This window comes from Aeromicrobium sp. CFBP 8757 (genome assembly GCF_014841755.1).
In the GTDB taxonomy this organism is placed as follows: Bacteria; Actinomycetota; Actinomycetes; order Propionibacteriales; family Nocardioidaceae; genus Aeromicrobium.
Window position 1 is genome coordinate 405,459 of record NZ_JACYUM010000001.1, and the last position, 23,095, is coordinate 428,553.

At 70.5% G+C, this 23,095-nt stretch carries 24 protein-coding genes; 21 read left to right on the forward strand and 3 right to left on the reverse strand.

Features of this window, described 5'->3' with window-relative positions:
• The first annotated feature begins 98 nt into the window (after positions 1-98).
• Complete coding sequence (locus IFT73_RS01980; RefSeq protein ID WP_192166162.1) at positions 99-1,460, forward strand: MFS transporter; 1,362 nt, start codon at positions 99-101, stop codon at positions 1,458-1,460.
• Here the strand turns inward: IFT73_RS01980 and IFT73_RS01985 are convergent.
• Positions 1,447-2,910 carry a carboxypeptidase-like regulatory domain-containing protein gene (locus IFT73_RS01985; protein WP_192166163.1) on the reverse strand — a complete coding sequence of 488 codons (1,464 nt, stop codon included), beginning with the start codon at positions 2,908-2,910 and terminating at the stop codon, positions 1,447-1,449. The two genes, IFT73_RS01980 and IFT73_RS01985, sit on opposite strands and share 14 nt — an antisense overlap.
• A 155-nt stretch (positions 2,911-3,065) precedes the next feature.
• Between IFT73_RS01985 and IFT73_RS01990 the strand changes: the two genes are divergently transcribed.
• The 4 genes from IFT73_RS01990 to rho all read left to right on the forward strand — a co-directional run bounded on the left by IFT73_RS01990 (position 3,066) and on the right by rho (position 8,578).
• Positions 3,066-4,400, forward strand: a complete 1,335-nt coding sequence (locus tag IFT73_RS01990; protein ID WP_192166164.1) for a homoserine dehydrogenase — start codon at positions 3,066-3,068, stop codon at positions 4,398-4,400.
• Positions 4,400-5,464, forward strand: coding sequence for a threonine synthase (gene thrC / locus IFT73_RS01995; RefSeq protein WP_192166165.1), 1,065 nt, complete (start codon positions 4,400-4,402; stop codon positions 5,462-5,464). The genes IFT73_RS01990 and thrC overlap by 1 nt, the downstream gene beginning before the upstream one ends.
• On the forward strand, positions 5,461-6,342 hold the full coding sequence (gene thrB / locus IFT73_RS02000) for a homoserine kinase (RefSeq protein WP_192166166.1): 882 nt from the start codon (positions 5,461-5,463) through the stop codon (positions 6,340-6,342). Before thrC ends, thrB begins: the two co-directional genes overlap by 4 nt.
• 175 nt (positions 6,343-6,517) lie before the next feature.
• On the forward strand, positions 6,518-8,578 hold the full coding sequence (gene rho, locus IFT73_RS02005; RefSeq protein ID WP_192166167.1) for a transcription termination factor Rho: 2,061 nt from the start codon (positions 6,518-6,520) through the stop codon (positions 8,576-8,578).
• 105 nt (positions 8,579-8,683) lie between these two features.
• On the opposite strand, the gene IFT73_RS02010 is transcribed toward rho, so the two are convergent.
• On the reverse strand, positions 8,684-9,778 hold the full coding sequence (locus tag IFT73_RS02010; protein ID WP_244632921.1) for an EAL domain-containing protein: 1,095 nt from the start codon (positions 9,776-9,778) through the stop codon (positions 8,684-8,686).
• Positions 9,779-9,792: 14 nt separating this feature from the next.
• Positions 9,793-9,966 (reverse strand): DUF1059 domain-containing protein, encoded by a 174-nt coding sequence (locus tag IFT73_RS02015; RefSeq protein ID WP_192166169.1) that lies wholly within the window; start codon positions 9,964-9,966, stop codon positions 9,793-9,795.
• A 172-nt stretch (positions 9,967-10,138) separates the two neighbouring features.
• Here IFT73_RS02015 and IFT73_RS02020 point away from each other — a divergent pair, with 172 nt between their 5' ends.
• From IFT73_RS02020 to IFT73_RS02095, 16 genes are all read left to right on the forward strand, one after another.
• Positions 10,139-10,624, forward strand: a complete 486-nt coding sequence (locus IFT73_RS02020) for a glutathione peroxidase (protein ID WP_192166170.1) — start codon at positions 10,139-10,141, stop codon at positions 10,622-10,624.
• 112 nt (positions 10,625-10,736) lie between these two features.
• Entirely contained in the window at positions 10,737-10,943 is a 207-nt protein-coding gene (rpmE, locus tag IFT73_RS02025) for a 50S ribosomal protein L31 (protein ID WP_056607186.1), read from the forward strand.
• Positions 10,944-11,045: 102 nt separating this feature from the next.
• On the forward strand, positions 11,046-12,125 hold the full coding sequence (prfA, locus tag IFT73_RS02030; RefSeq protein ID WP_192166171.1) for a peptide chain release factor 1: 1,080 nt from the start codon (positions 11,046-11,048) through the stop codon (positions 12,123-12,125).
• Between the two features lie 7 nt (positions 12,126-12,132).
• A complete protein-coding gene (gene prmC / locus IFT73_RS02035; protein WP_192166172.1) occupies positions 12,133-12,981 on the forward strand; it encodes a peptide chain release factor N(5)-glutamine methyltransferase in 849 nt (282 codons plus the stop codon).
• Between the two features lie 13 nt (positions 12,982-12,994).
• Positions 12,995-13,537: a VTT domain-containing protein gene (locus IFT73_RS02040; RefSeq protein ID WP_192166173.1), complete on the forward strand. Its 543-nt coding sequence runs from the start codon at positions 12,995-12,997 to the stop codon at positions 13,535-13,537.
• 213 nt (positions 13,538-13,750) lie between these two features.
• Positions 13,751-14,413, forward strand: coding sequence for an L-threonylcarbamoyladenylate synthase (locus IFT73_RS02045; protein WP_192166174.1), 663 nt, complete (start codon positions 13,751-13,753; stop codon positions 14,411-14,413).
• Positions 14,413-15,534, forward strand: coding sequence for a glycosyltransferase family 4 protein (locus tag IFT73_RS02050; protein ID WP_056607199.1), 1,122 nt, complete (start codon positions 14,413-14,415; stop codon positions 15,532-15,534). Before IFT73_RS02045 ends, IFT73_RS02050 begins: the two co-directional genes overlap by 1 nt.
• The gene (locus tag IFT73_RS02055; RefSeq protein WP_192166175.1) at positions 15,531-15,947 is read left to right on the forward strand and encodes a hypothetical protein; all 417 of its coding nucleotides are present in this window, start codon (positions 15,531-15,533) and stop codon (positions 15,945-15,947) included. Before IFT73_RS02050 ends, IFT73_RS02055 begins: the two co-directional genes overlap by 4 nt.
• A 134-nt stretch (positions 15,948-16,081) precedes the next feature.
• Positions 16,082-16,873, forward strand: a complete 792-nt coding sequence (gene atpB, locus IFT73_RS02060; RefSeq protein WP_371811135.1) for a F0F1 ATP synthase subunit A — start codon at positions 16,082-16,084, stop codon at positions 16,871-16,873.
• Between the two features lie 107 nt (positions 16,874-16,980).
• On the forward strand, positions 16,981-17,181 hold the full coding sequence (locus IFT73_RS02065) for an ATP synthase F0 subunit C (protein WP_197983596.1): 201 nt from the start codon (positions 16,981-16,983) through the stop codon (positions 17,179-17,181).
• 28 nt (positions 17,182-17,209) lie between these two features.
• Positions 17,210-17,761, forward strand: coding sequence for a F0F1 ATP synthase subunit B (locus IFT73_RS02070; protein ID WP_056607208.1), 552 nt, complete (start codon positions 17,210-17,212; stop codon positions 17,759-17,761).
• Complete coding sequence (locus IFT73_RS02075; protein WP_082556096.1) at positions 17,761-18,561, forward strand: F0F1 ATP synthase subunit delta; 801 nt, start codon at positions 17,761-17,763, stop codon at positions 18,559-18,561. The genes IFT73_RS02070 and IFT73_RS02075 overlap by 1 nt, the downstream gene beginning before the upstream one ends.
• A 51-nt stretch (positions 18,562-18,612) precedes the next feature.
• Positions 18,613-20,253 carry a F0F1 ATP synthase subunit alpha gene (atpA, locus tag IFT73_RS02080; protein ID WP_192166176.1) on the forward strand — a complete coding sequence of 547 codons (1,641 nt, stop codon included), beginning with the start codon at positions 18,613-18,615 and terminating at the stop codon, positions 20,251-20,253.
• Between the two features lie 2 nt (positions 20,254-20,255).
• Positions 20,256-21,203, forward strand: coding sequence for a F0F1 ATP synthase subunit gamma (locus IFT73_RS02085; protein WP_192166177.1), 948 nt, complete (start codon positions 20,256-20,258; stop codon positions 21,201-21,203).
• A gap of 5 nt (positions 21,204-21,208) precedes the next feature.
• A complete protein-coding gene (atpD, locus tag IFT73_RS02090; RefSeq protein WP_056607217.1) occupies positions 21,209-22,666 on the forward strand; it encodes a F0F1 ATP synthase subunit beta in 1,458 nt (485 codons plus the stop codon).
• The gene (locus tag IFT73_RS02095) at positions 22,666-23,058 is read left to right on the forward strand and encodes a F0F1 ATP synthase subunit epsilon (protein WP_056607219.1); all 393 of its coding nucleotides are present in this window, start codon (positions 22,666-22,668) and stop codon (positions 23,056-23,058) included. Before atpD ends, IFT73_RS02095 begins: the two co-directional genes overlap by 1 nt.
• Positions 23,059-23,095: the final 37 nt, after the last annotated feature.

Here is a 23,095-nt window from a genome sequence, read left to right on the forward strand (position 1 = left end):
CCTGCCAGCCCGCGCGGGTCACCGGAGCGTCGGGCTTGACCTCAACTGCGCTTGAGGTTGTCGGATGGGATCTCCCCACGACGAAGGAGCAGCCCGGCATGACGATCCACCCCCACCCGGCCCGTGAGAAGCTCTGGACGGGGCCCCATGGCCTCGTCGTCCTGGGCGTGTTCTCGTTGGCCTTCCTCGTGGCGTTCGAGTCGCTCGCGGTGGCCACGGTCATGCCGCTGGTCGCCGAGGAGCTCGACGGTATCGGTCTGTATGCGTTGTCGTTCGCCACGCCCATCGCGATCGGCGTGGTGTCGATGATGCTGGCGGGCCCGTGGACGGACCGGCGTGGTCCAGGCGCGGGACTGCGAGCCGGCGTGGGGATCTTCGTCGTGGGTCTCGTCGTCGCCGGCCTCGCCTCGAACATGCCGGTGTTCCTCGTCGGTCGGGCGGTGCAGGGGCTCGGCATGGGATTCGTCGGGGTGGGCCTCTACGTCGTCATCGGCCGTACGTTCGAGGAGGAGCTGAGGGCCAGGGTCTTCACCGTCATGACAAGCGCGTGGCTGCTGCCGGCTCTGATGGGCCCGTTCGTCGCCGGCACGATCGCCGATCTGTTCGGGTGGCGGTGGGTGTTCCTGGGAGTGCCGGTCATCGCCGTGGCGTCGCTCGGCCTGGTGTGGCGCGCGCTCGATGCGATCGACGGCGACCCGGACGTCGTGGTCGACCGCCGGCGTCCGCTGTGGGCGGTGTGGGTGGCCGCGGGGGTCGTCGGTGTCAGCGCGGCGGGTCATCGCGGGGTCGCCTGGTGGCCGCTGCTTCTCGTCGTGGCGGTCGCCGTGATCGTCGTGTTCGCCCCACGGCTCGTTCCGGTGGGGACGTGGCGAGGGCGACGCGGCCTCCCGGGCGTCGTGGCGACCCGGAGCCTGTTGAGCGCGGCGTTCTTCGGCGCTGAGACCTACGTGCCCCTCTCGCTCGTCGATCACCGCGGGCTGGGCGTGTCACAGGCCGGACTGTTGCTGACGAGTGCCGCTGTCCTGTGGTTCGGTGGTTCGTGGCTCGCCGCCAACGTCCCTGGGCTGTCGTCCAAGCCCCTGCGCGTCCGGGTCGGGGCGGTGTGCGTCCTGCTCGGCACGTGCTCGGGATTCCTGACCCTCGTCCCTGCGGTGCCGGTGCTCGCCATCGCGACCGTGTGGGCCGTGGGAGGCCTCGGCATGGGCCTGGCCGTGTCCACGCTGGGCGTGCTGCTCCTCGACCACTCGTCCACGGCTGAGCAGGGCGCGAACAGCGCCGCGATGCAGGTCAACGACGCGGTGGCCGAGTCGCTCGTCCTGTCGGTCGGCAGTGTCGTGTTCGCCGCGATGCTGACGATCGACGCGACGGCCGGCTACGTCCTGGTCTTCGGCCTGGCCGCGGCCGTGGGCGTGCTGGCCGTCGCGTCGGCGTCGCGGGTGAGCAGCGCTAACGCTTCCTGACCTTCGGGGTCTTGGCGCTCAGACGGCTCGCGGTCGTGTACGACGCCTTGCGCTGGTGGACGCGCACCGTGATGCGCTTGCCCTGGTCGGCCTTGCGCAGCGTGTACGCAGCCTTCTTCTGGCCCTTGACCACCCTGCCGTTGCGGTACCACGTGTAGCTCAGGCTGACCGGTGACGGAGCCCAGGCGCGGGTGGACGCGCGCAGGGTGCGACCGACCTTCGCGGTGCCCTGGACCGAGACCTTGGACGTCGCGAACCGTCCGGGTGCGACGGGAGCGGGCACCACGGTCGGCGTCGGGGCGGGTGCGGGAGCCGGGGTGACCGCAGGTGCGGCGCCGAGCTTAATCGTGATGTCGACGACCTGGCCGTCCTCGGTGGCCGAGACCACCTTCGCGTCTGCCTCGCTGTAGGCGTCGTCGTACCACTCCGTGACCCCGCCGACACCCTCCGGCGGATCGATGAAGAACTTGTACTTCTCGCCGACGGCAACGGTCTTGCGGAAGACTCCCGAGCCGTCCGTCAGGTTGGGGCCGGCCTGGTAGGGGCCCCACGCGCCGTCGTAGAAGACGAAGATGCCCACGTCGGCGTTGGGAACGGGCTGCCCTTCCGGATCCTTGACCGTCAGTCGGATGCGGGGTGCCACGTCGAGCGTGAAGTCGACACCCTTCGTGGTCGCGCCTGGAACGACCTTGACGGGCGTGGCCGCGGCGTAGGTCCTGGCGTCCTTCCAGTACTCACTGACGTAGCTGGGCTCGTCGGTCTCCCACGTGCCGCTCTTGCTCGCCGTCACGCGGACGTCGCCCTTGACGAGACCCTCGCCGAAGATGTTCGTCGTCGAGTAGCGGCCGTCGGCATCCGTCTGCACACCGTTCGAGCCGCCGAGCGCGGTGCGCTGGAACGAGACGTTGGCGTTCGCGAGCGGGGCTCCGGACGCATCCGTGACGCGTCCGCTGATCTGGCCCGCCGGTTCGAGCACCATGGGGTCGACCGAGGTCTCGCCGGACCCGACCTCGACGGGGGTCGCGTCCCACTCGTACTCGGCGTCGTTGTAGTACTCGCGCTGGTAGTCGCCGCCGTCCTGAGCACTGGCCGAGGCCATCTCGAACTTGTAGGACCCGGGCTCGAGCCCGGACAGCGTGAAGGTGCTGCCCGAGAACGAGAACCCATCGGTACCCGCCGTGGAGGGGTCGGAGTCGACGCTGGTGTAGAAGTCGCCGTCCGCCGACTTCTTGGACAGGTAGACGTATCCGCCGGTGGCCGCCTGCGGCGTGCCACCGACCGCCTGCGTGAAGACGGTGCCGGTGATCGAACCGGCGCCGGCGGCCTGGGCCGGCAGGGCGGCGAGGCCGGTGATGCCCAGGCACAGGGCCGTGAGCGTGCCGGCGATCCGACGCGGTCGTCGGCCGTGTCGTGGATGGGAGGAAGAGGTGAGTCGTGCCGAACGTGTCATGGTGCCCCCGGGCGTCGTGAGGGAGGCTCCGAGTCGGCCCCCCGACCGGCCACGATGATATCCAGACGGCATGTCTCCGATGTGTCGTGGCCCCTCGGCGTCCGCGGTTGCAGGGGAGTGCGGGGGTGGGCCGTCGACGCCGATACCCTTGCCCGGTGAGCCCCTCATCGTCAGATCCCGTCGCGTGGACCCCCGGACGCCCGATCCGCGTCGCCCTGCTCGGCTGCGGCGTCGTCGGCACGGAGGTCGCCCGCCTGCTGACGCGTGACGCCGACGAGCTCGCGCAGCGCGTCGGCGCGCCGATGGAGCTGGTGGGCATCGCCGTCCGGCGGCTCGGTCGCGAGCGCGACCTCGACGTGCCCGACGAGCTGTTCACGACCGACGCGGCCGGACTGGTCTCGCGCGGCGACATCGACGTCGTGATCGAGGTCATCGGCGGCATCGACCTGGCCCGCGACCTGATCCTGTCGGCGCTCGAGCACGGCGCCTCGGTCGTCACCGCCAACAAGGCCCTGCTCGCCGAGGACGGCGCGACGCTGTTCGAGGCGGCGCACAAGGCCGAGCGCGACCTCTACTTCGAGGCCGCCGTCGCGGGCGCGATCCCGATCGTCCGGCCGCTGCGCGAGTCGCTGGCCGGCGACCGCGTGCAGCGCGTGCTGGGCATCGTCAACGGCACCACGAACTTCATCCTCGACGCCATGACCACGACGGGCCAGGGCTTCTCCGAGGCGCTCGACGAGGCGCAGCGGCTCGGCTACGCCGAGGCCGATCCGACGGCCGACATCGAGGGCTTCGACGCCGCCTCGAAGGCCGCGATCCTCGCGGGGCTGGCGTTCCACACGCGCGTCACGATCGGCGACGTGCACCGGGAGGGCATCACCGACGTCACCGCCGCCGACGTCCGCTCGGCCGACGAGATGGGCTGCGTCGTCAAGCTGCTGGCGATCTGCGAGCGGCACGAGACGCCCGACGGCCCGGCCGTCTCGGCGCGCGTGCACCCCGCGATGATCCCGCTGACGCACCCGCTCGCGAGCGTCCGCGGCGCGTACAACGCGGTCTTCGTCGAGAGCGAGGCGGCCGGCGAGCTGATGTTCTACGGCCCCGGCGCCGGCGGTGCCCCCACCGCGAGCGCCGTGCTGGGCGACGTCGTCTCGGTCGCCCGCAACCGTCGCAGCGACGTGTTCGGGCCCGGTGAGTCGACCCACGCGCAGCTCGAGGTGCTCGACATGGGCCGGGCGCGCACCCGCTACCACGTCTCGATCGACGTCGACGACCGCGCGGGCGTGCTGGCGTCGGTCGCGAGCGCGTTCGCGGAGTACGACGTCTCGATCAAGACGGTCCGGCAGGAGGGCAGCGGGTCCGACGCCCAGCTGGTCATCGTGACCCACGAGGCCGAGGACGCCGCGCTGTCGGCGACCGTCGCGTCGCTGCGGGGTCTCGACATGGTGAGGGACGTGACATCGGTGATGCGCGTCGAGGGAGGATTCTGATGGCACACGTGTGGCGCGGCGTGATCGAGGAGTACCGCGAGTGGCTGCCCGTGACCGACGGGTCGCCCGTCATCTCGCTGGGCGAGGGCGGCACGCCGCTCGTCCGCTCGGCGTGGCTGTCGGGCCTCGTGCGCGGTGACGTCTGGCTCAAGGTCGAGGGCAACAACCCCACCGGCTCGTTCAAGGACCGCGGCATGACGACCGCCGTGTCGGTCGCCGTGGGCGAGGGAGCCAGGGCCGTCGTGTGCGCCTCGACCGGCAACACGTCGGCGTCGATGACGGCCTACGCGGCGCAGGCGGGCCTGACGCCCGTCGTGCTGGTGCCCCACGGCAAGATCGCGGCGGGCAAGATGGCCCAGGCCGTCATGCACGGCGCCGAGGTCATCCAGGTCAAGGGCGGCTTCGACGAGTGCCTGCAGCTCTCGCGGGCGCTGGCCGACAAGTACCCCGTCGCTCTGGTCAACTCCGTCAACCCCGTGCGGCTGCAGGGGCAGAAGACCGCGTCGTTCGAGATCGTCGACTCGCTCGGTGCCGCGCCCGACCTGCACGTCCTGCCGGTCGGCAATGCGGGCAACATCTCGGCCTACTGGCTGGGCTACCGCGAGTACGCCGAGGCGGGCGTGTCGTCGGGCACCCCGCAGATGTGGGGCTTCCAGGCCAAGGGCTCCGACCCCATCGTGCAGGGTGCGCCGATCCCGCACCCCGAGACCGTCGCGACGGCCATCCGCATCGGCAACCCCGCGTCGTGGCACCTCGCCGAGGCCGCCCGCGACGAGTCGGCGGGCCGCATCGGGTCGGTCAGCGACGAGCAGATCCTGCAGGCCCAGCGCGACCTGGCCGCCCGCGACGGTGTCTTCGTCGAGCCGGCCTCGGCAGCCGGCGTCGCCGGCCTCGTCGAGGCCGCGGCCGCGGGACAGGTCGACCCGGGCCTGACGATCGCCGTCACGGTCACGGGCCACGGGCTCAAGGACATCGACACGGCGCTGTCGGGTGCCGGTGCGCTCGTCGACGCGATCATCGAGTTCGACGTCGACGCGGCGGCCGAGGCCGCCGGACTGCGGTGACGTTCGTCCAGGGGCCCGTCACGGTCCGCGTGCCGGCCTCCAGCGCCAACCTCGGCCCGGGCTTCGACGCCCTGGGCCTGGCCCTGTCGATGCACGACGAGATCACCGCCGAGGTCATCGACTCGGGCCTCGAGATCACGGTGACGGGGGAGGGGCGCGACGGCGTCCCGCTCGACGAGACGCACCTCGTCGTGCAGGCGATGCACGCTGCCTTCGACCTGCTGGGCGGACGCCCGACGGGCCTGCGCCTGACGTGCGACAACGTCATCCCGCACGGACGCGGGCTGGGCTCGTCGGCGGCCGCGATCGTCGGCGGCGTCGTGCTGGCCCGCGCGCTGGTCGACGGCGGCGACGAGCTGCTCGACGACGCCGCGGCCTTCCAGCTGACGGTCGACATCGAGGGACACCCCGACAACGTCGCGGCCGCCTTCTTCGGCGGTCTCACGATCTCGTGGATCGACGGCGCCGCCGCATCGGTCGAGCGCCTCGACACCGACGTCGCCGTCACGGTGTTCGTGCCGTCGACCGCGGTGTCCACCGAGAAGGCCCGTGGGCTGCTGCCCGAGACGGTCCCGCACCGCGACGCGGCGGTCAACGCGGGACGGGCGGCGCTGCTCGTCGCGGCCCTCACCGGGGCGCCGCACCGGCTGATCTCGGCCACCGAGGACCGCCTGCACCAGGCGTACCGGGCCGAGGCGATGCCCGACTCCTACAAGCTGCTGCGGGCGCTGCGGGTCGACGGTGTGCCCACGATCATCTCCGGCGCGGGTCCGACGGTGCTGGCGTTCGCGCGCGGTGTCGCCGAAGCCGTGCCCGCGGGCTGGTCGGTCCACGAGCTCGACGTCGACGCGACGGGCGTCCGGGTCGTCGGCCGCTGAGCCGTCGCACCCGAGGGTGTTATGGTGAGCGGGTCGGAGTCGAGTACAACTCCCCGACAGCTCCACCGCAAGTGAGCAGTGCCACTTCGCCGCCCGTCAGATACGGGCCAGCCCTGATGCCTCCCGGACTCCCGGAGCACTGGCCGTGTGGCCTCATCCCCCGTAAGGAACCTACGTGACCGACACCACCACATCCGACGCGTCCACGCCGACCGACGCTCCCGCGGCCACCGCCGCGCCGAGGCGCACCGGCGGAGGACTGGGCGGCAAGGTGCTCGCCGAGCTCCAGGAGATCGCCTCCGAGCTCGGCATCACCGGCGCCGAGAAGATGCGCAAGGGCGCTCTGATCGACGCCATCAAGATCGCCCGCGGCGACGCGGGCACCTCGACGAAGGCCGCGGTCAAGGCCGCCTCCGGCCCCGCCGTCGACACGACGCCGCCGGCGGCCGTGACGCTGCCCGTCGCCGAGCCCTCGACCGACACCGCGACCGCTGCCGCGGCCGACGCACCGGCGAAGGTCGAGAAGCCCGTCCGGAGCCGTCGCGCCAAGGCCGACAAGCCGGCCGCCGAGAAGGCCGACCAGGCCTCCGCCGAGGTGGCCGAGCCCGAGGCCGAGCAGCCCGCCCGCGCGGGTCGCGCCGCCGCGAAGGACCGCGACGCCAAGGCAGACACGCGCGCCGAGGGCCGTGCCGACGAGCAGCCCAAGGACGACGACTCCGACGGCGGCAACGCCAACGGCAACGCAACCGGCAACGGCCGTGGACGGGGTCGCGGCCGAGGCCAGGGCGGTCAGAACAGGGACGGCGGCCAGAACAAGGACGGCGGCCAGAACATGGACGGCGGCCAGAACAAGGACGCCGCGCAGACCAAGGACGGCGGCCAGGCCAAGGACGGCAACCAGGGCGGCGGCCGTCAGAACAACCAGAACAACCAGAACGGCGGCAACGCGCCCGCGCAGAACCGCAACCAGGGCGGTGCCCCGGCGAACGGTCCGGAGGACGACGACGAGATGGGCGGCCGTCGCCGCAACCGTCGCGGCCGCAACCGCAACGGTGCCGCAGCCGGTCGCGGCGGCGCGATGGACGTCGACACGTCCTACACCGAGGACGACGTCCTGGTGCCCGCCGCGGGCATCCTCGACATCCTCGACAACTACGCCTTCGTCCGCACGACGGGCTACCTGCCGAGCGACAACGACGTCTACGTCTCGCTGTCGATGGTCCGCAAGTGGGGCCTTCGCCGCGGTGACGCCGTCGTCGGCCAGGTGCGCCAGCCCCGCGAGGGCGAGCGCAAGGAGAAGTTCAACCCGATGGTCAAGATCGACTCGGTCAACGGCATGAGCCTCGACGAGGCCACCAAGCGGGTCGAGTTCTCGCAGCTCACGCCGCTGCACCCGACCGAGCGCCTGCGCCTCGAGGGCGAGGCCGGCGGTGTCACGGGCCGCGTCGTCGACCTGGTCGCGCCGATCGGCAAGGGTCAGCGCGGTCTCATCGTCTCGCCGCCCCGGGCCGGCAAGACCATGGTCCTGCAGCAGCTCGCGCACGCCATCACGGCGAACAACCCCGAGTGCCACCTGATGGTCGTCCTGGTCGACGAGCGTCCCGAGGAGGTCACCGACTTCCAGCGCTCCGTCAAGGGCGAGGTCATCGCGTCCACGTTCGACCGTCCCGCGACCGACCACACGATGGTCGCCGAGCTCGCGATCGAGCGGGCCAAGCGCCTGGTCGAGCTGGGCCACGACGTCGTGCTGCTGCTCGACGGCATCACCCGGCTGGGACGCGCCTACAACCTGGCCGGTCCGACGTCGGGTCGCGTCATGTCCGGCGGGGTCGACTCGTCCGCGCTGTACCCGCCGAAGAAGTTCTTCGGCGCGGCCCGCAACGTCGAGGACGGCGGCTCGCTGACGATCCTCGCGACGGCGCTCGTCGAGACGGGCTCGCGCACCGACGAGGTCATCTTCGAGGAGTTCACGGGCACCGGCAACTGGGAGCTGCGTCTGCGCCGCGACCTCGCCGACCAGCGCATCTTCCCGGCGATCGACCTCACCGCGTCGAGCACGCGCCGCGAGGAGCTGCTGATGGGCGCCGACGAGCTCGCCGAGGCCGGCCGGCTCCGCCGCGGCCTGGCCGGTGTCGACGGTCAGAAGGGTCTCGAGCTGGTGCTCGAGACGCTCGCCAGGACCAAGGACAACGCCGACCTGCTGACGCAGGTCACCAAGGCGCTGCCCGCGGGCTGAGCCGTCACGGGCCGGGCACGACGCCCGGCCCGCCGACTGACGAGGGGTGGATCCGCAGGAGCGGGCCCACCCCTTCGTCGTCCGCGTCGATCGGGGCGACCCCCGTCAGGTGGGCTGCCCCGAGGCGCCGTCGACGAGGTGCGCCATGAGCCGCTCCATGCGCAGGATCCCGACGAAGCGTCCCGCCCCGTCGGTGCAGCACAGGGGGACGAAGCGGTGCTCCGGGGGCCGTGCCATGGCGCGGGAGACGGCATCGGCGACCGGGGTGTCGACGTTGACGGTCATGACGTCGACCGGCTCGTGCCGGCCGCCCGTGTGGTGCAGCAGCGCGACGGGGCGGTGCTGCTCGTCGACCACCACGACGTGCTCGAAGCCCGTCGCCTCGGCCAGGACGCTGCGGGTCGCCTCGGGGTGGCGGGTCGTGTAGGCCTGCTGCAGCAGCGATCGCAGCACGCCGTCCGGCCTCCTCGTGGCCGGCGGCAGCGCGGTCCGCGTCGCGCCGGGGATCGCGGGCCACGCCGGGCCGGCCACGCCGACGAACGGCCCGCGCGCCAGCGGCACGCCGAGCTGCGCCAGGACCCGCAGCTCGGCGGCCGTCTCGACCGCGTCCGCCAGGATCCACGCGTCGAGCTTTCCCGCGAGCTGGCCCGTCACCTCGATCGCGGTGCGCCGGCTCGGGTGGGTGTCGATGCCGCGTGTCCACGCGGCACCCAGGCGGATGATCGCGGGACGCAGCCGCACGATGCTTCCGAGCTCCGGCTGGGCGTCGTCCCGGCCGCCGACCGCGATGCGGGCGCCCGCGGCACGGTAGTCGTCGAGCGCCGGCACGGCCCGCGAGACCAGCTCGCTGCTGAAGTCCGTCACGTCGAGCACGACCCCGCCGAGCTGGCCGTGGGCCGCGAGTCGCGACCGGACGGCGGGATCGGCGACCAGGTCGAGCGGGACTGGCACCGAGATGAACGTGTTGGTGGGCAGGGTCGCCGACGCGGTCAGGGCGGCGTCGATCGTCCGCACCGTGACGGCCCAGCGCGGGACCGGGTCGGCGAGACGTCCGCGCGACACCTCGGGCACGGCGTGGAACCCCGCGGCCGTGCCGCGCGCCACGTCGAGGATGGGTTGGTGCAGCACCCTGACACCGGCGTCACGGGCGGGACCCGCGTCAGTCGTGTCGACCCCCGGCAGGCGGGGGAGCGAGCCCATCGTGGCCACGCCGTTCAGGCGACGGCGACGATGTGGGCCCGGACCGCGGCCACGAGCTCGTCCGAGACCTCGACGATCCCGTGGTCGGCGGCGTGCGTGGCCACCTGCACCAGGATGTCGTCCTCGGTGTCGCACACCCACGACGCCCGGCATCCCGGCACGACGTCTCCGCAGGCGAAAGTCTTCATGGTCGGACCTCCCAGTTCCGACGGACCCGCTCCCCGGCCGGCAGGGCGGCCTCGGGTCCGATGAGCCTCAGGGTAGGCCAGATTCTCTGCGCGCAGAAGGTTTTCGGCCAACAAGCCCCGGGTGCGCAGCTTTGGGATGGTCGGTGCCACGGGCCGCGCCTACGATGGACGCATGACCACCGCCTACGACTTCTCCGCGACCTCGATCGACGGGACCGAGCGCCTCCTGGCCGACTACCGCGGCAAGGTGCTGCTGATCGTCAACACCGCCACCCAGTGCGGCTTCACGCCCCAGTTCAAGGGCCTCGAGGCGGTCTACCAGGAGTACGTCGACCGCGGTCTGGTCGTGCTGGGCTTCCCGTGCGACCAGTTCGGCAACCAGAACCCCGACGGCGACGAGGAGACCGCGACGTTCTGCGAGAAGAACTTCGGCGTCTCGTTCCCGCTGTTCTCCGAGATCGAGGTCAACGGCGACGGCGCCCACCCGCTGTACCAGTGGCTGAAGAAGGAGAAGGGCGGTGTCGGGCCGTCCAAGATCAAGTGGAACTTCACCAAGTTCCTGGTCGACGCCGAGGGCAACGTCGTCAAGCGCTACGGATCGGCGACCAAGCCCGAGAAGATCCGCGGCGACATCGAGAAGCTCCTCCCCGCGGAATAAACCCGCCCCCGATTTCGCTGAACCGTGTGCCAACTGGCACAATTCATCCTTGGTTCTGGTTCACGCCACCGCACTCCGCGGGACGACCCAGCGACCGCCGAGAGGACACATCATGAAGAACGGCATCCACCCCGACTACGTCGACACCGAGGTCACCTGCACCTGCGGCAACACGTTCACGACCAAGAGCACGGCGCCCGAGGGCGTTCTCCGCGCCGACGTCTGCTCCGCCTGCCACCCGTTCTACACGGGCAAGCAGAAGATCCTCGACACCGGCGGACGCGTCGCCCGCTTCGAGAAGCGTTACGCCAAGAAGTAGCGACCTGCCAGCGCCGACCCCAGCCCCCACCGGGCTCGGGTCGGCGCTGTCGTTGTGTCCGCCCCGCGTCCACCCCGTCCGTCCCTCACCCAGGAGCCAGTCATGTTCGAGGCCGTCGACTCCCTCGTCCGCGAGCACGCCGAGCTCGAGGAGCGCATGGGCGATCCGTCGGTGCACTCCGACCCGGGCCTGGCCAAGAAGCTCGGCCAGCGCTACGCCGAGCTGAGCGCGATCGTCAAGACGTACCGCGACTTCCAGCAGGCCACCGACGACCTCGAGGCCGCGCGGGAGCTCGCCGCCGAGGACTCCTCGTTCGCCGCCGAGATCGACGCCCTCGAGCCGCGCCTGCACGAGCTGTCCGAGCGGCTGCAGCGCCTCCTGGTGCCGCGTGACCCGCAGGACGCCAAGGACGTCCTGCTGGAGATCAAGGGCGGCGAGGGCGGCGAGGAGTCGGCCCTGTTCGCCGGCGACCTGCAGCGGATGTACGCGCGCTACGCCGAGCAGCGGGGCTGGAAGACCGAGGTCCTCGACGCGACGGAGTCGGCGCTCGGCGGCTACAAGTCCGTCACGATGGCCGTCAAGGCCAAGGGGACGCCCGAGCCGGGCGAGGCCCCGCACGCGCTGCTGAAGTTCGAGGGTGGCGTGCACCGCGTCCAGCGCGTGCCCGTCACGGAGTCGCAGGGCCGCATCCACACGTCCGCCGCGGGTGTCCTGGTGCTGGCCGAGGCCGAGGACGTCGACGTCGAGATCCACGACGCCGACCTGCGCATCGACGTCTACCGGTCGTCGGGCCCCGGCGGGCAGAGCGTCAACACGACCGACTCGGCGGTGCGCATCACGCACGTCCCGACCGGCATCGTCGCGAGCTGCCAGAACGAGAAGAGCCAGCTGCAGAACAAGGAGCAGGCGATGCGCATCCTGCGCTCGCGCCTGCTCGACGCGGCGCAGGCGGCGGCCGACGCCGAGGCGTCCGACGTGCGCAAGTCGCAGATCCGCACGGTCGACCGCTCCGAGCGCATCCGCACGTACAACTTCCCCGAGAACCGCCTGTCGGACCACCGCACTGGCTTCAAGGCGTACAACCTCGACCAGGTCATGGACGGGGCGCTCGACGACGTCATCGGCTCGCTGGTCGACGCCGACCTGGCCGTCCGGCTCGCTGCCGTCGAGTCCGGGGCGTAGGCGCACGATGGCCGTCCGGTCGCAGGCCGAGCGCCTGCTCGAGCAGGCGACGTCCGATCTCGACGCCGGGGGAGTGTCGTCGCCGCGCCACGACGCCGAGGTGCTGCTGAGCCACGTCACGGGCGTGCCACGCATGATGCTGCTCGGCGCGGCCCGCCCCGACGGCATGCAGGTGCAGCAGTTCCAGCGGCTCGTCGAGGCCCGGGCGTCCCGGGTGCCGCTCCAGCACCTGACGGGGTCGGCGGGCTTCCGCTACGTCGACGTCGAGGTGGGGCCGGGGGTCTTCGTCCCGAGGCCCGAGACCGAGCTGCTCGCGGGGTGGGCGATCGACCACGCCCGGACGCTCGAGGCGCCGGTCGTCGTCGAGCTGTGCGCGGGTGCGGGGGCGATCTCGCTGTCGGTCGTCCACGAGGTGCCCGGTGCACGGGTGCACGCCGTCGAGCTCGACGAGCCGGCGTTCGAGTGGGCACGCCGCAACCTGGTGGGCACGGGCGTCGACCTGCGGCTCGGCGACATGGCCGACGCCTTCGCCGACCTCGACGGCCAGGTCGACGTCGTCGTGGCCAATCCGCCGTACATCCCGCTCGACGCGTGGGAGAGCGTGGCCCCCGAGGCCCGCGACCACGACCCCGCGCTGGCCCTGTGGTCGGGCGACGACGGCCTCGACGCGATGCGCGTCGTCGACCGCGTCGCGTGGCGGCTGCTGAGGCCCGGGGGAGTCGTGGGCGCCGAGCACGCCGACGCGCAGGGCGAGTCGGCCCCGGCCGTCTTCACGGGACGCTGGTCCGACGTGCGCGACCACCGCGACCTCGCCGACCGACCCCGCTACGTCACCGCCACCAAGCCCCGCCGATAGGCTCGGACGCACCATGGGCCTCGACGAGCTGGGACTGATCGGTGCCGCGATCGCCGTCGGTCTCGGCGCAGCGGTGCTCCCGGTGTTCGTCAACGCCGAGGTCTACGTCGTCGCGATCGGGGCGACCGTCAACAGCCGGCCGTTCCTCGCGCTGCTGATCCTGATCCACGTCATCGCCACGACGATCGGCAAGGCCTTCGTCTTCCAGCTCGCCCGCAAGGGCACCAACAAGATCCGCATGGTCGAGCCGAGGCCACCCCGCAGCGCGTTCACGGCGTTCATGCGACGGGTCGGGCGACGGCTCGCGCGCACGCGCTTCTTCCGGTGGGTCAAGCGCGTCAACGACTGGCTCCTGACGCTGCTCGACCGGCCGTACTCGGGTGGGCTGACCGCGTTCATGTCGTCGCTGACGGGCATCCCGCCCCTCGCGCTCGTGACGATCCTGGCGGGCGCGTCGAAGCAGCCGCAGTGGCTGTTCCTCACGATGGTGTTCACCGGCCGCCTGATCCAGTTCCTCACGATCGCCTTCCTGCTCCACCAGGTCAGCTGGTTCTGAGCACCGCCGACGAGTCACGTACGCCCGCCGACGAGTCACTCACGCCCGCCGACGAGTCACGTACGCCCGCCGACGAGTCACTCGTGGTCCGGCGGGAGTGACTCGCGACGCGGCGGGAGTGACTCGCGGGCGGGCGTGGGTCACTCGCGACGCGGCGGGAGTGACTCGTCGGCGGTGGGGTGGGGGACAGGGGCGACCGCCTAGGATGGGCGGGTGAGGTTCGACTGCAGCGTGGACGAGGAGTACGACCGCGGGTTGCTGGCTGCGCAGGCCGCCCTCGAGACGGGCAAGCTGGTGGTGCTGCCGACCGACACGGTCTACGGCCTGGCCGCCGACGCGTTCTCGCCCCGCGCCGTCCAGAACCTGCTCGACGCCAAGGGCCGCGGCCGCGACATGCCGCCCCCGGTGCTGGTCGGCGCCCCCACCACGCTCGACGCGCTCGCCGTCGACGTCCCCGCGTGGCTGCGCACGATGGTCGAGGCGCTGTGGCCCGGCCCGCTGACGATCGTGTGCCGGCAGCAGCCCTCGCTGACGTGGGACCTCGGCGAGACGCACAACACCGTCGCGGTCCGCATGCCCGACGACAGGCGCGCCCTCGCCCTCCTGAAGCAGACCGGCCCGCTGGCCGTCAGCAGCGCCAACACGACGGGCTCCCCGGCGGCCCAGGACGTCGACGAGGCCGAGCGCATGCTCGGTGCCCGGGTCGCGGTCTACCTCGACGGCGGGCCCACGGCGTCGGGCACGCCCTCGACGATCCTCGACGCGACGGGCACGACCCCGCGGGTGCTGCGCCAGGGCGCCGTCCCGCTCGAGGTGCTGCACCAGTTCAACAACACGATCGAGCCGGCGGACGACACCGAGGGCGGGCCCGCCTAGTGCGCGAGTACCTGGTCGTCTTCGGCGTGGCCCTCGGCGTGACGTACCTGCTGGCGTCGATCGCCCGCCAGGCCGCCTATCACCTCGGCGCCGTCGCGCGGGTGCGCGACCGCGACGTCCACGCCATCCCGACCCCGTACTTCGGCGGTCCCGCGATGCTCGGCGGGCTCCTGGCGGCCTACCTCGTCGCGACGAGCCTGCCGTTCCTCTCGCTGGCCGACGACGGGGTGTTCGACGACGTCCGCGCCGTCGTGCTGGGCGGCATCGTGATCTGCGTCGTGGGGGTCGTCGACGACCTCTACGAGCTCGACGCGCTGAGCAAGTTCGCGGGCCAGGTGCTGGCCGGCATCATCGTCGTCGCGCAGGGCGTGCAGTTCTACTACCTGCCGCTGTACGGCAACTACATCGGCCTCGACCAGGCGCAGGCCATGATCTTCACGGTCCTGCTGATCGTCGGGACGGCCAACGCGGTCAACTTCGTGGACGGCCTCGACGGGCTCGCGGCCGGGATGGTCGCGATCGGCGCCGTGGCCTTCTTCGCCTACGCCTTCGTGCTGGCGGTCGAGAACGGCGAGACGCGTGCCATCGCGGCGGCGCTGCTGACGGCGGCGCTCGCGGGGGCCTGCATCGGCATCCTGCCGCACAACTTCTTCCCGGCCCGGATGTTCATCGGCGACTCGGGCTCGATGCTGATCGGCTTCGTGCTGGCGTGCTCGTCGATCAGCCTGACCGGCCAGTTCCCGGCGACCGAGATCTCCGAGGGCATCGGCGGTGCCGAGCGCAGCTTCCTGCCGACGCTGCTGCCGCTGATCCTGCCGTTCACGATCCTGCTGGTGCCGTTCGTCGACCTGGCCCTGGCGGTCGTCCGGCGCACCCGTGCCGGCCGGTCGCCGTTCAGCCCCGACAAGATGCACATCCACCACCGCCTGCTCGAGATCGGCCACTCGCACCGCCGCGCCGTCCTGCTGATGTACGCGTTCGCGGGCCTCGTGGCCTTCGGCAGCGTCGTGATCAGCCTGTTCAGCGGTTGGCAGTCCATCGCGGGCTTCGGCGCCCTGGCCGTGCTGACGGTCGCGGCGGTGTTCCTGCTGCCCAAGCTCGAGGAGAAGGTGTGGTCATGAGGAACGGACGGATGGGCGCGGTGCGCCGCGTGCTGCTGCCGGTCGTGGCCGTCACGGCGGTCGCCGCCGCCGCGTTCGGCGTCGCCGAGGGGGCCGACGGCGTCTACGGCGCGTTGCTCGGGGGAGCGGTCGTGATCCTGTTCCTCGGGTCGACCCCCGTCGTCCTGACACCGCTGGTGCGGCGCAGCGCGGCGATGTCGCTGCCGGTCGCCCTGACGTTCCTCGGGGTCAAGTCGGTGGCCGCCCTGATCGTGCTCGCGCTGCTGTTCGACATCGGCGGCCTGGCCGACCGGATCGACTTCATGGCCTTCGGGATCACGGCCATCGCGGCGTCGTTGGCGTGGACGTTTCTGCAGATCGTCGCGTACCGCAACGACCGCACCCCGACCTATGACCTGAGTAACAAGGACTGAGCAGACCCTGATAGCCTCGGCAGAGCGAACCGGGTCACTGCCAAGCGCACGACTCCTCGCACGACAATGACGCTGGCCGTATGCCCCACCGACGCGAGTCGAGGGCGACCGCGCCATGAGACAAAGGTGAATGAGTGACGCTCGCCTCCATCGCATTCGGTGCGGTTACCGGTCCGCCCAGCCCCGGGCCGTCCGACTTCGATCTCCCCGGCATCGCCGGTTCGGCCGTCACCAAGCCGATGGTGCTCGTCGCGCTGTCGGTCGTGATCATCGTGGCGCTGTTCTACGCGATGGCCCGCCCCGCCGCGGTGGTCCCCGGACGCCTGCAGTTCGCCGGCGAGCTCGTCTACGGCTTCGTCCGCAACGGCATCGCCCGCGAGAACATCGGCTCGCACGACTTCCAGAAGTACGTGCCCTTCCTGTTCTCGCTGTTCCTGTTCGTGCTGGTGAACAACTTCTACGGCATCATCCCGGTGATCCAGTTCCCGACGATGTCGCACATCGGCTACCCGCTGGCCATCGCGGTCCTGTCGTGGCTGGTCTACAACGGCTCCGGCATCGCCAAGAAGGGCTTCCTCGGCTACCTCAAGCACGAGACCGTGCCGGCCGGCATGAAGGGCCCCATCCTCCTGCTGCTGGTGCCGCTGGAGTTCCTGTCCAACATCCTGCTGCGGCCCGTCACCCTGACGCTGCGTCTGTTCGCCACGATGTTCGCCGGCCACCTGCTCGTGATCCTCTTCGCGCTTGGCGGCGAGTACCTGCTGCTCCACTCCGACCCCGTCCTGAACAAGGTCGCCGGCGTCTTCTCGGTGGTCCTGGCCATCGGCATCAGCTTCCTGGAGATCCTCATCATGTTCCTCCAGGCCTACGTGTTCACCCTCCTGACCTCGATGTACATCAGCGAAGCCATCGCTGACGAGCACTGAGACCAGCACCCGAACGACAACTTCATCGTCATCCCTCCACATCCACGACGCGGACTCTCCGTGTCGCAACGAAAGGAAACGCCGTGGAAACCATCGGCACTCTGAACATGGTCGGTCTCGGCCTCGCCGCGATCGGCCCCGGTATCGGCGTCGGCCTGATCTTCGCCGCGTTCGTCACCGGTGTCGCCCGTCAGCCCGAGGCTGAGGGCAAGCTGCGCCAGATCGCGATCCTCGGCTTCGTCCTCGCCGAGCAGTTCTTCATCATCGGACTGGCCCTGGCGTTCGTCCTCAAGGCCAGCAACACCTGATTCCGATCACTCGACCAAAGGCAACCACATGATCTCGACACTCGTGTTCGCCGCCGCGGAGAACGCGGAGGAGGAAGAGCTGAACCCGCTGATCCCGCACCTCGCGGAGATCGTCATCGGGCTCGTCTTCTTCGCGATCCTCCTCCTGCTGATCTGGAAGGTCGTCGCCCCGCTGTTCGAGAAGGCCTACGCGGAGCGCACTGCGGCCATCGAAGGTGGCATCGAGGAGGCCCAGGCCGCCCAGAAGGAGGCCAAGGCAGCTCTCGAGCAGTACACGGCCCAGCTCGCGGGGGCGCGGCACGAAGCCGCCGCCATCCGCGAGGAGGCCAAGGAGCAGGGCGCGCAGATCATCGCCGAGCTCCGGGCCCAGGCCCAGGCCGAGGCCGAGCGCATCACCACGACGGCGCACGCGCAGGTCGAGGCCGAGCGTGCCCAGGTCCTGGCCCAGCTCAAGGGCGAGGTCGGGTCCATGGCCACCGCGCTCGCGGGTCGCATCGTCGGCGAGGTCCTCGACGACTCCGCGGCCCAGAAGCGCACGGTCGAGCGCTTCATCGCCGAGCTCGAGGAGTCGGCGAACTGATGCGAGGCATTTCAGCGAAGTCTCTCGACGAGGTCCTGGCAGCCGTGAGCGCTGCCGGGACCGGGTCGGGCGACCTCGGAGTCGAGCTGTTCGACATCGTCGCGACGCTCGACCGTGAACCCGCCCTGCGGCGCGTGCTGACCGACCCGTCGACCGAGGCGCAGGCCAAGGCCGGACTGGCCGAGCAGGTGTTCGGCGGCAAGGTCAGTGCCGACGCCCTGACGGTCCTGCGGGTCGCTGTCAGCGGTCGCTGGGCGTCGGGTCGCGATCTCACCGACGGTCTCGAGACCGCCGGCGTGACCGCGCTGGTGGCCTCGGCCGACAGTGCGGGCGACCTCGACGCGGTCGAGACCGAGCTGTTCGAGGTCGGCCGCTTCGTGCGGTCCGACGCCGAGCTGCGCCAGATCGTCTCCGACCGGGCGCTCGCGCCCGCGGCCAAGGGTGAGCTGCTGCGCACCCTGCTGGGCGGCAAGGTCTCGGGCACGACGCTGGCGCTGGCCTCGCAGGCCGCCGCCGCGCGGACCGGATCGTTCGAGCGCGCGCTGACCGCCTTCGGCGTCGTCGCGGCCGAGCGTCGCAGCCGCCTGCTGGCCGAGGTGCGCGTCGCCACCGAGCTGGGCGAGTCCGAGAAGACCCGGCTCGCCGCCGCGCTCGCCAAGAAGTACGGGCGCGACGTCCACCTCAACATCGTCGTCGATCCCTCGATCGTCGGAGGCATCGCCGTCTCCGTCGGTGACGAGGTCGTCGACGGCTCCATGGCAACTCGCCTCGAGGTCGCCCGCCGGCGACTCGCAGGCTGACCAGAACTCCCCCGAAACAGTCTTTCACCGAAGAAGAAGGCAGGCACACACATGGCGGAACTCACCATCCGTCCGGACGAGATCCGTGACGCGTTGCAGAAGTTCGTGGCCGACTACAAGCCCAGCGCTGCGGCCACCGAAGAGGTCGGCATCGTCGCGACCGCCGGTGACGGCATCGCGCGCGTCGAGGGTCTGCCCTCGGCCATGGCCAACGAGCTCCTTGAGTTCGAGGACGGCACGCTGGGCCTCGCCCTCAACCTCGACGTCCGCGAGATCGGCGTCGTCATCCTCGGTGAGTTCTCCGGGATCGAGGAGGGCCAGACCGTGCGCCGCACCGGCGAGGTCCTGTCGGTCCCCGTGGGCGACAACTACCTGGGTCGCGTCGTCGACCCGCTGGGTGCCCCGATCGACGGCCTCGGCGAGATCGTGACCGACAAGCGTCGCGCCCTCGAGCTGCAGGCCCCCAACGTCATGCAGCGCAAGAGCGTGCACGAGCCGATGATGACGGGCCTCAAGGCGATCGACTCGCTGACCCCCATCGGCCGCGGCCAGCGTCAGCTGATCATCGGTGACCGCCAGACCGGCAAGACCGCGATCGCGATCGACACGATCATCAACCAGAAGGAGTTCTGGGAGTCGGGTGACCCCGACAAGCAGGTCCGCTGCATCTACGTCGCGATCGGCCAGAAGGGCTCGACCATCGCCTCGGTGCGTGGCGCCCTCGAGGAGGCCGGCGCGCTGGAGTACACCACGATCGTGGCCGCTCCCGCCTCCGACTCCGCGGGCTTCAAGTACCTCGCCCCGTACACCGGCTCGGCCATCGGCCAGGAGTGGATGTACGCCGGCAAGCACGTGCTCATCGTGTTCGACGACCTGTCCAAGCAGGCCGAGGCGTACCGCGCCGTGTCGCTGCTGCTGCGTCGTCCGCCGGGCCGCGAGGCCTACCCGGGTGACGTCTTCTACCTGCACTCGCGGCTGCTCGAGCGCTGCGCCAAGCTCAGCGACGAACTGGGCGCCGGCTCGATGACGGGTCTGCCGATCATCGAGACCAAGGCCAACGACGTCTCGGCGTACATCCCGACCAACGTCATCTCGATCACCGACGGACAGATCTTCCTGCAGTCCGACCTGTTCAACGCCAACCAGCGTCCCGCGGTCGACGTCGGCATCTCGGTCTCGCGCGTCGGTGGCGCCGCGATGCAGAAGTCGATGAAGAAGGTCACCGGCTCGCTCAAGGTCGAGCTCGCGCAGTACCGCGCGATGGAGGCGTTCGCGATGTTCGCGTCCGACCTCGACGCCGCGTCCAAGCAGCAGCTCGCCCGTGGTCAGCGCATCATGGAGCTGTTCAAGCAGGGCCAGTACGCGCCGTTCCCGGTCGAGCACCAGGTCGTGTCGATCTGGGCGGCCTCGGCCGGCAAGCTCGACGCCGTCCCGGTCGAGGATGTGTCGCGCTTCGAGACCGAGTTCCTCGACTACCTCAAGCGCTCGCACGCCGGGATCCTCGACGCCATCCGCGAGACCGGCAAGTTCGAGGACGACAACCGTTCGGCCCTCGAGCAGGCGTACGACTCGTTCACCGATCAGTTCGAGACCTCCGGGGGCGGCTCGATCAAGGCCGGTCACGAGGAGTTCGAGGCCCTGTCCGACGAAGACGTCGAGCAGGAGCAGATCGTCAAGCAGAAGCGGGGCTGACGATGGCCGCATCGGTCCGCGAGCTACGCGCGAAGATCAGGTCGACCCAGGCGACCAAGAAGATCACGCGCGCCATGGAGCTCATCGCTGCGTCGCGCATCATCAAGGCGCAGCAGCGAGCGGCGGCGGCAGCGCCGTACGCCCGTGAGCTCACGCGCGCCGTGTCGGCCGTCGCCACCTTCTCCAACGTCGACCACCCGTTGACGACCGAGAAGGAGAACCCCACCAAGGCGGCGGTGCTGGTCATCACGAGCGATCGTGGTCTGGCCGGCGCCTACTCCTCGGCGGTGCTCAAGGAGGCCGAGCGCCTCGTCGAGAAGCTGCAGGGCGAGGGCAAGGACGTCGACCTGTACCTCAGCGGTCGCAAGGCAGAGGCGTACTACCGGTTCCGCGGACGCGAGTTCGTCGAGTCGTGGACGGGCTTCTCCGACCAGCCGCAGTACTCGGACGCCCGCGAGATCGGCAACACGCTGGTCCGCACGTTCGCCCTGAGCGAGACCGACGACTCTGCTGAATCTGGGGGGCAGCTCGATCCCGCTCTGGCGTCCGACGAGCTGCACGTCGTGTTCACGCGGTTCAAGTCGATGCTGACGCAGGAGCCCGACGTTATCCGTCTGCTCCCGCTCGAGGTCGTCGAGGGCACGGAGGCGCCCAGCGCCGACGACGTCCTGCCGCTGTACGAGTTCGAGCCGTCGGCCCACGACGTCCTCGACGCGCTGCTGCCCAAGTACGTCCACAGCCGCATCTACTACTGCCTGCTCCAGGCCTCGGCCTCCGAGCTCGCGGCACGCCAGAAGGCGATGAAGTCGGCGACGGACAACGCGCAGGACCTCATCGAGAAGTACACCCGGACAGCCAACCAGGCCCGCCAGGCGGGTATTACCCAGGAGATCAGCGAGATCGTGGGCGGCGCCAACGCGCTCGCCGATGCCACCGCTGGGAGTGAGTGAGAGAGATGACTGCACAGACCGCAGACCTGACCACGGACGACGCGACGCTGGCCACGGGCCGGGTCGCTCGTGTCACCGGCCCCGTGATCGACGTCGAGTTCCCGAGCGACGCGATCCCCGACATGTACAACGCTCTCAAGGTCGACACCACGATCGACGGCGTCACCGAGACGCTGACCCTCGAGGTCGCCCTCCACATCGGCGACGGCCTGATCCGCGCGATCAGCCTGCGTCCCACCGACGGCATCGTCCGCGGCGCGACGGTCACCAACACCGGCGAGCCCATCACGGTGCCGGTCGGCGACCAGACCCTCGGCAAGGTGTTCAACACCACCGGTGACGTCATGAACCTCGCCGAGGGCGAGGTGTGGGAGGTCAAGGAGCGTCGTGGCATCCACGGCAAGGCGCCCTCGTTCGACCAGCTCGAGCCCAAGACCGAGATGTTCCAGACCGGCATCAAGGTCATCGACCTGCTGACGCCGTACGTGCTCGGCGGAAAGATCGGCCTGTTCGGTGGAGCCGGCGTCGGCAAGACCGTGCTGATCCAGGAGATGATCGCCCGCGTCGCCAAGGACCACGACGGCGTGTCGGTGTTCGCCGGCGTCGGCGAGCGCACCCGCGAGGGCAACGACCTCATCGTCGAGATGGAGGAGTCGGGCGTCCTCGACAAGGTGGCGCTGGTCTTCGGCCAGATGGACGAGCCGCCGGGAGCGCGTCTGCGCGTCGCCCTGTCGGCCCTGACGATGGCCGAGTACTTCCGCGACGTCCAGAACCAGGACGTGCTGCTGTTCATCGACAACATCTTCCGGTTCACGCAGGCCGGTTCCGAGGTCTCGACGCTGCTCGGCCGCATGCCGTCGGCCGTGGGCTACCAGCCCACGCTGGCCGACGAGATGGGCGTCCTGCAGGAGCGCATCACCTCGACGCGTGGTCACTCGATCACGTCGCTCCAGGCGATCTACGTCCCCGCCGACGACTACACGGACCCGGCCCCGGCCACGACGTTCGCGCACCTGGACGCCACGACCGAGCTCAACCGCGAGATCGCCTCGATGGGCATCTACCCCGCGGTGGACCCGCTGACGTCGACGTCGCGCATCCTCGACCCCCGCTACATCAGTGCCGACCACTACAACACGGCCAACCGGGTCAAGAGCATCCTGCAGCGCAACAAGGAGCTCCAGGACATCATCGCGATCCTCGGTGTCGACGAGCTCAGCGAAGAGGACAAGACGCTCGTGTCGCGTGCTCGTCGCATCCAGCGCTTCCTGTCGCAGAACACCTACGTGGCCAAGCAGTTCACGGGCATCGAGGGCTCGACGGTCTCGATCGACGAGACCATCGACGGCTTCACCAAGATCTGCGACGGCGACTACGACCACGTGGCTGAGCAGGCCTTCTTCATGTGCGGCGGTCTCGAAGACGTCGACAAGAAGTGGGAAGAAATCCAGAAGAGCATCTGATGGCTTCGTCGGATCAGAGCAAGGCTCTGCAGATCGAGCTCGTCGCGGCGGACCGCGTCGTGTGGTCCGGACAGGCCCGGGAGGTTCTCGCGCGCACCGTCGCCGGAGACCTCGGGGTCCTGTCGGGCCACGCCCCGCTGCTCTCGCTGCTCGTGCCCGGCGTCGTCGAGATCAGGCCGCTCGAGGGGTCCGAGATCGTCCGCGTCGCGGTCGGTGACGGCTTCCTGTCGGTCTCGGACAACCACGTGTCGATCTTGAGCGAGGACGCGTTCCTGGCCTCCGAGATCGACGCCGCGGCGGTCAAGGCCGACATCGAGACCGCTCGCGCCGAGGGTGACACCGAGGCCGAGCGCCGCGCCGAGGCCAAGCTGCGCCTCGTCGACAAGACATAGCACTTCACGGGGCCTGAGACGGCGGGAGGGAGATGGG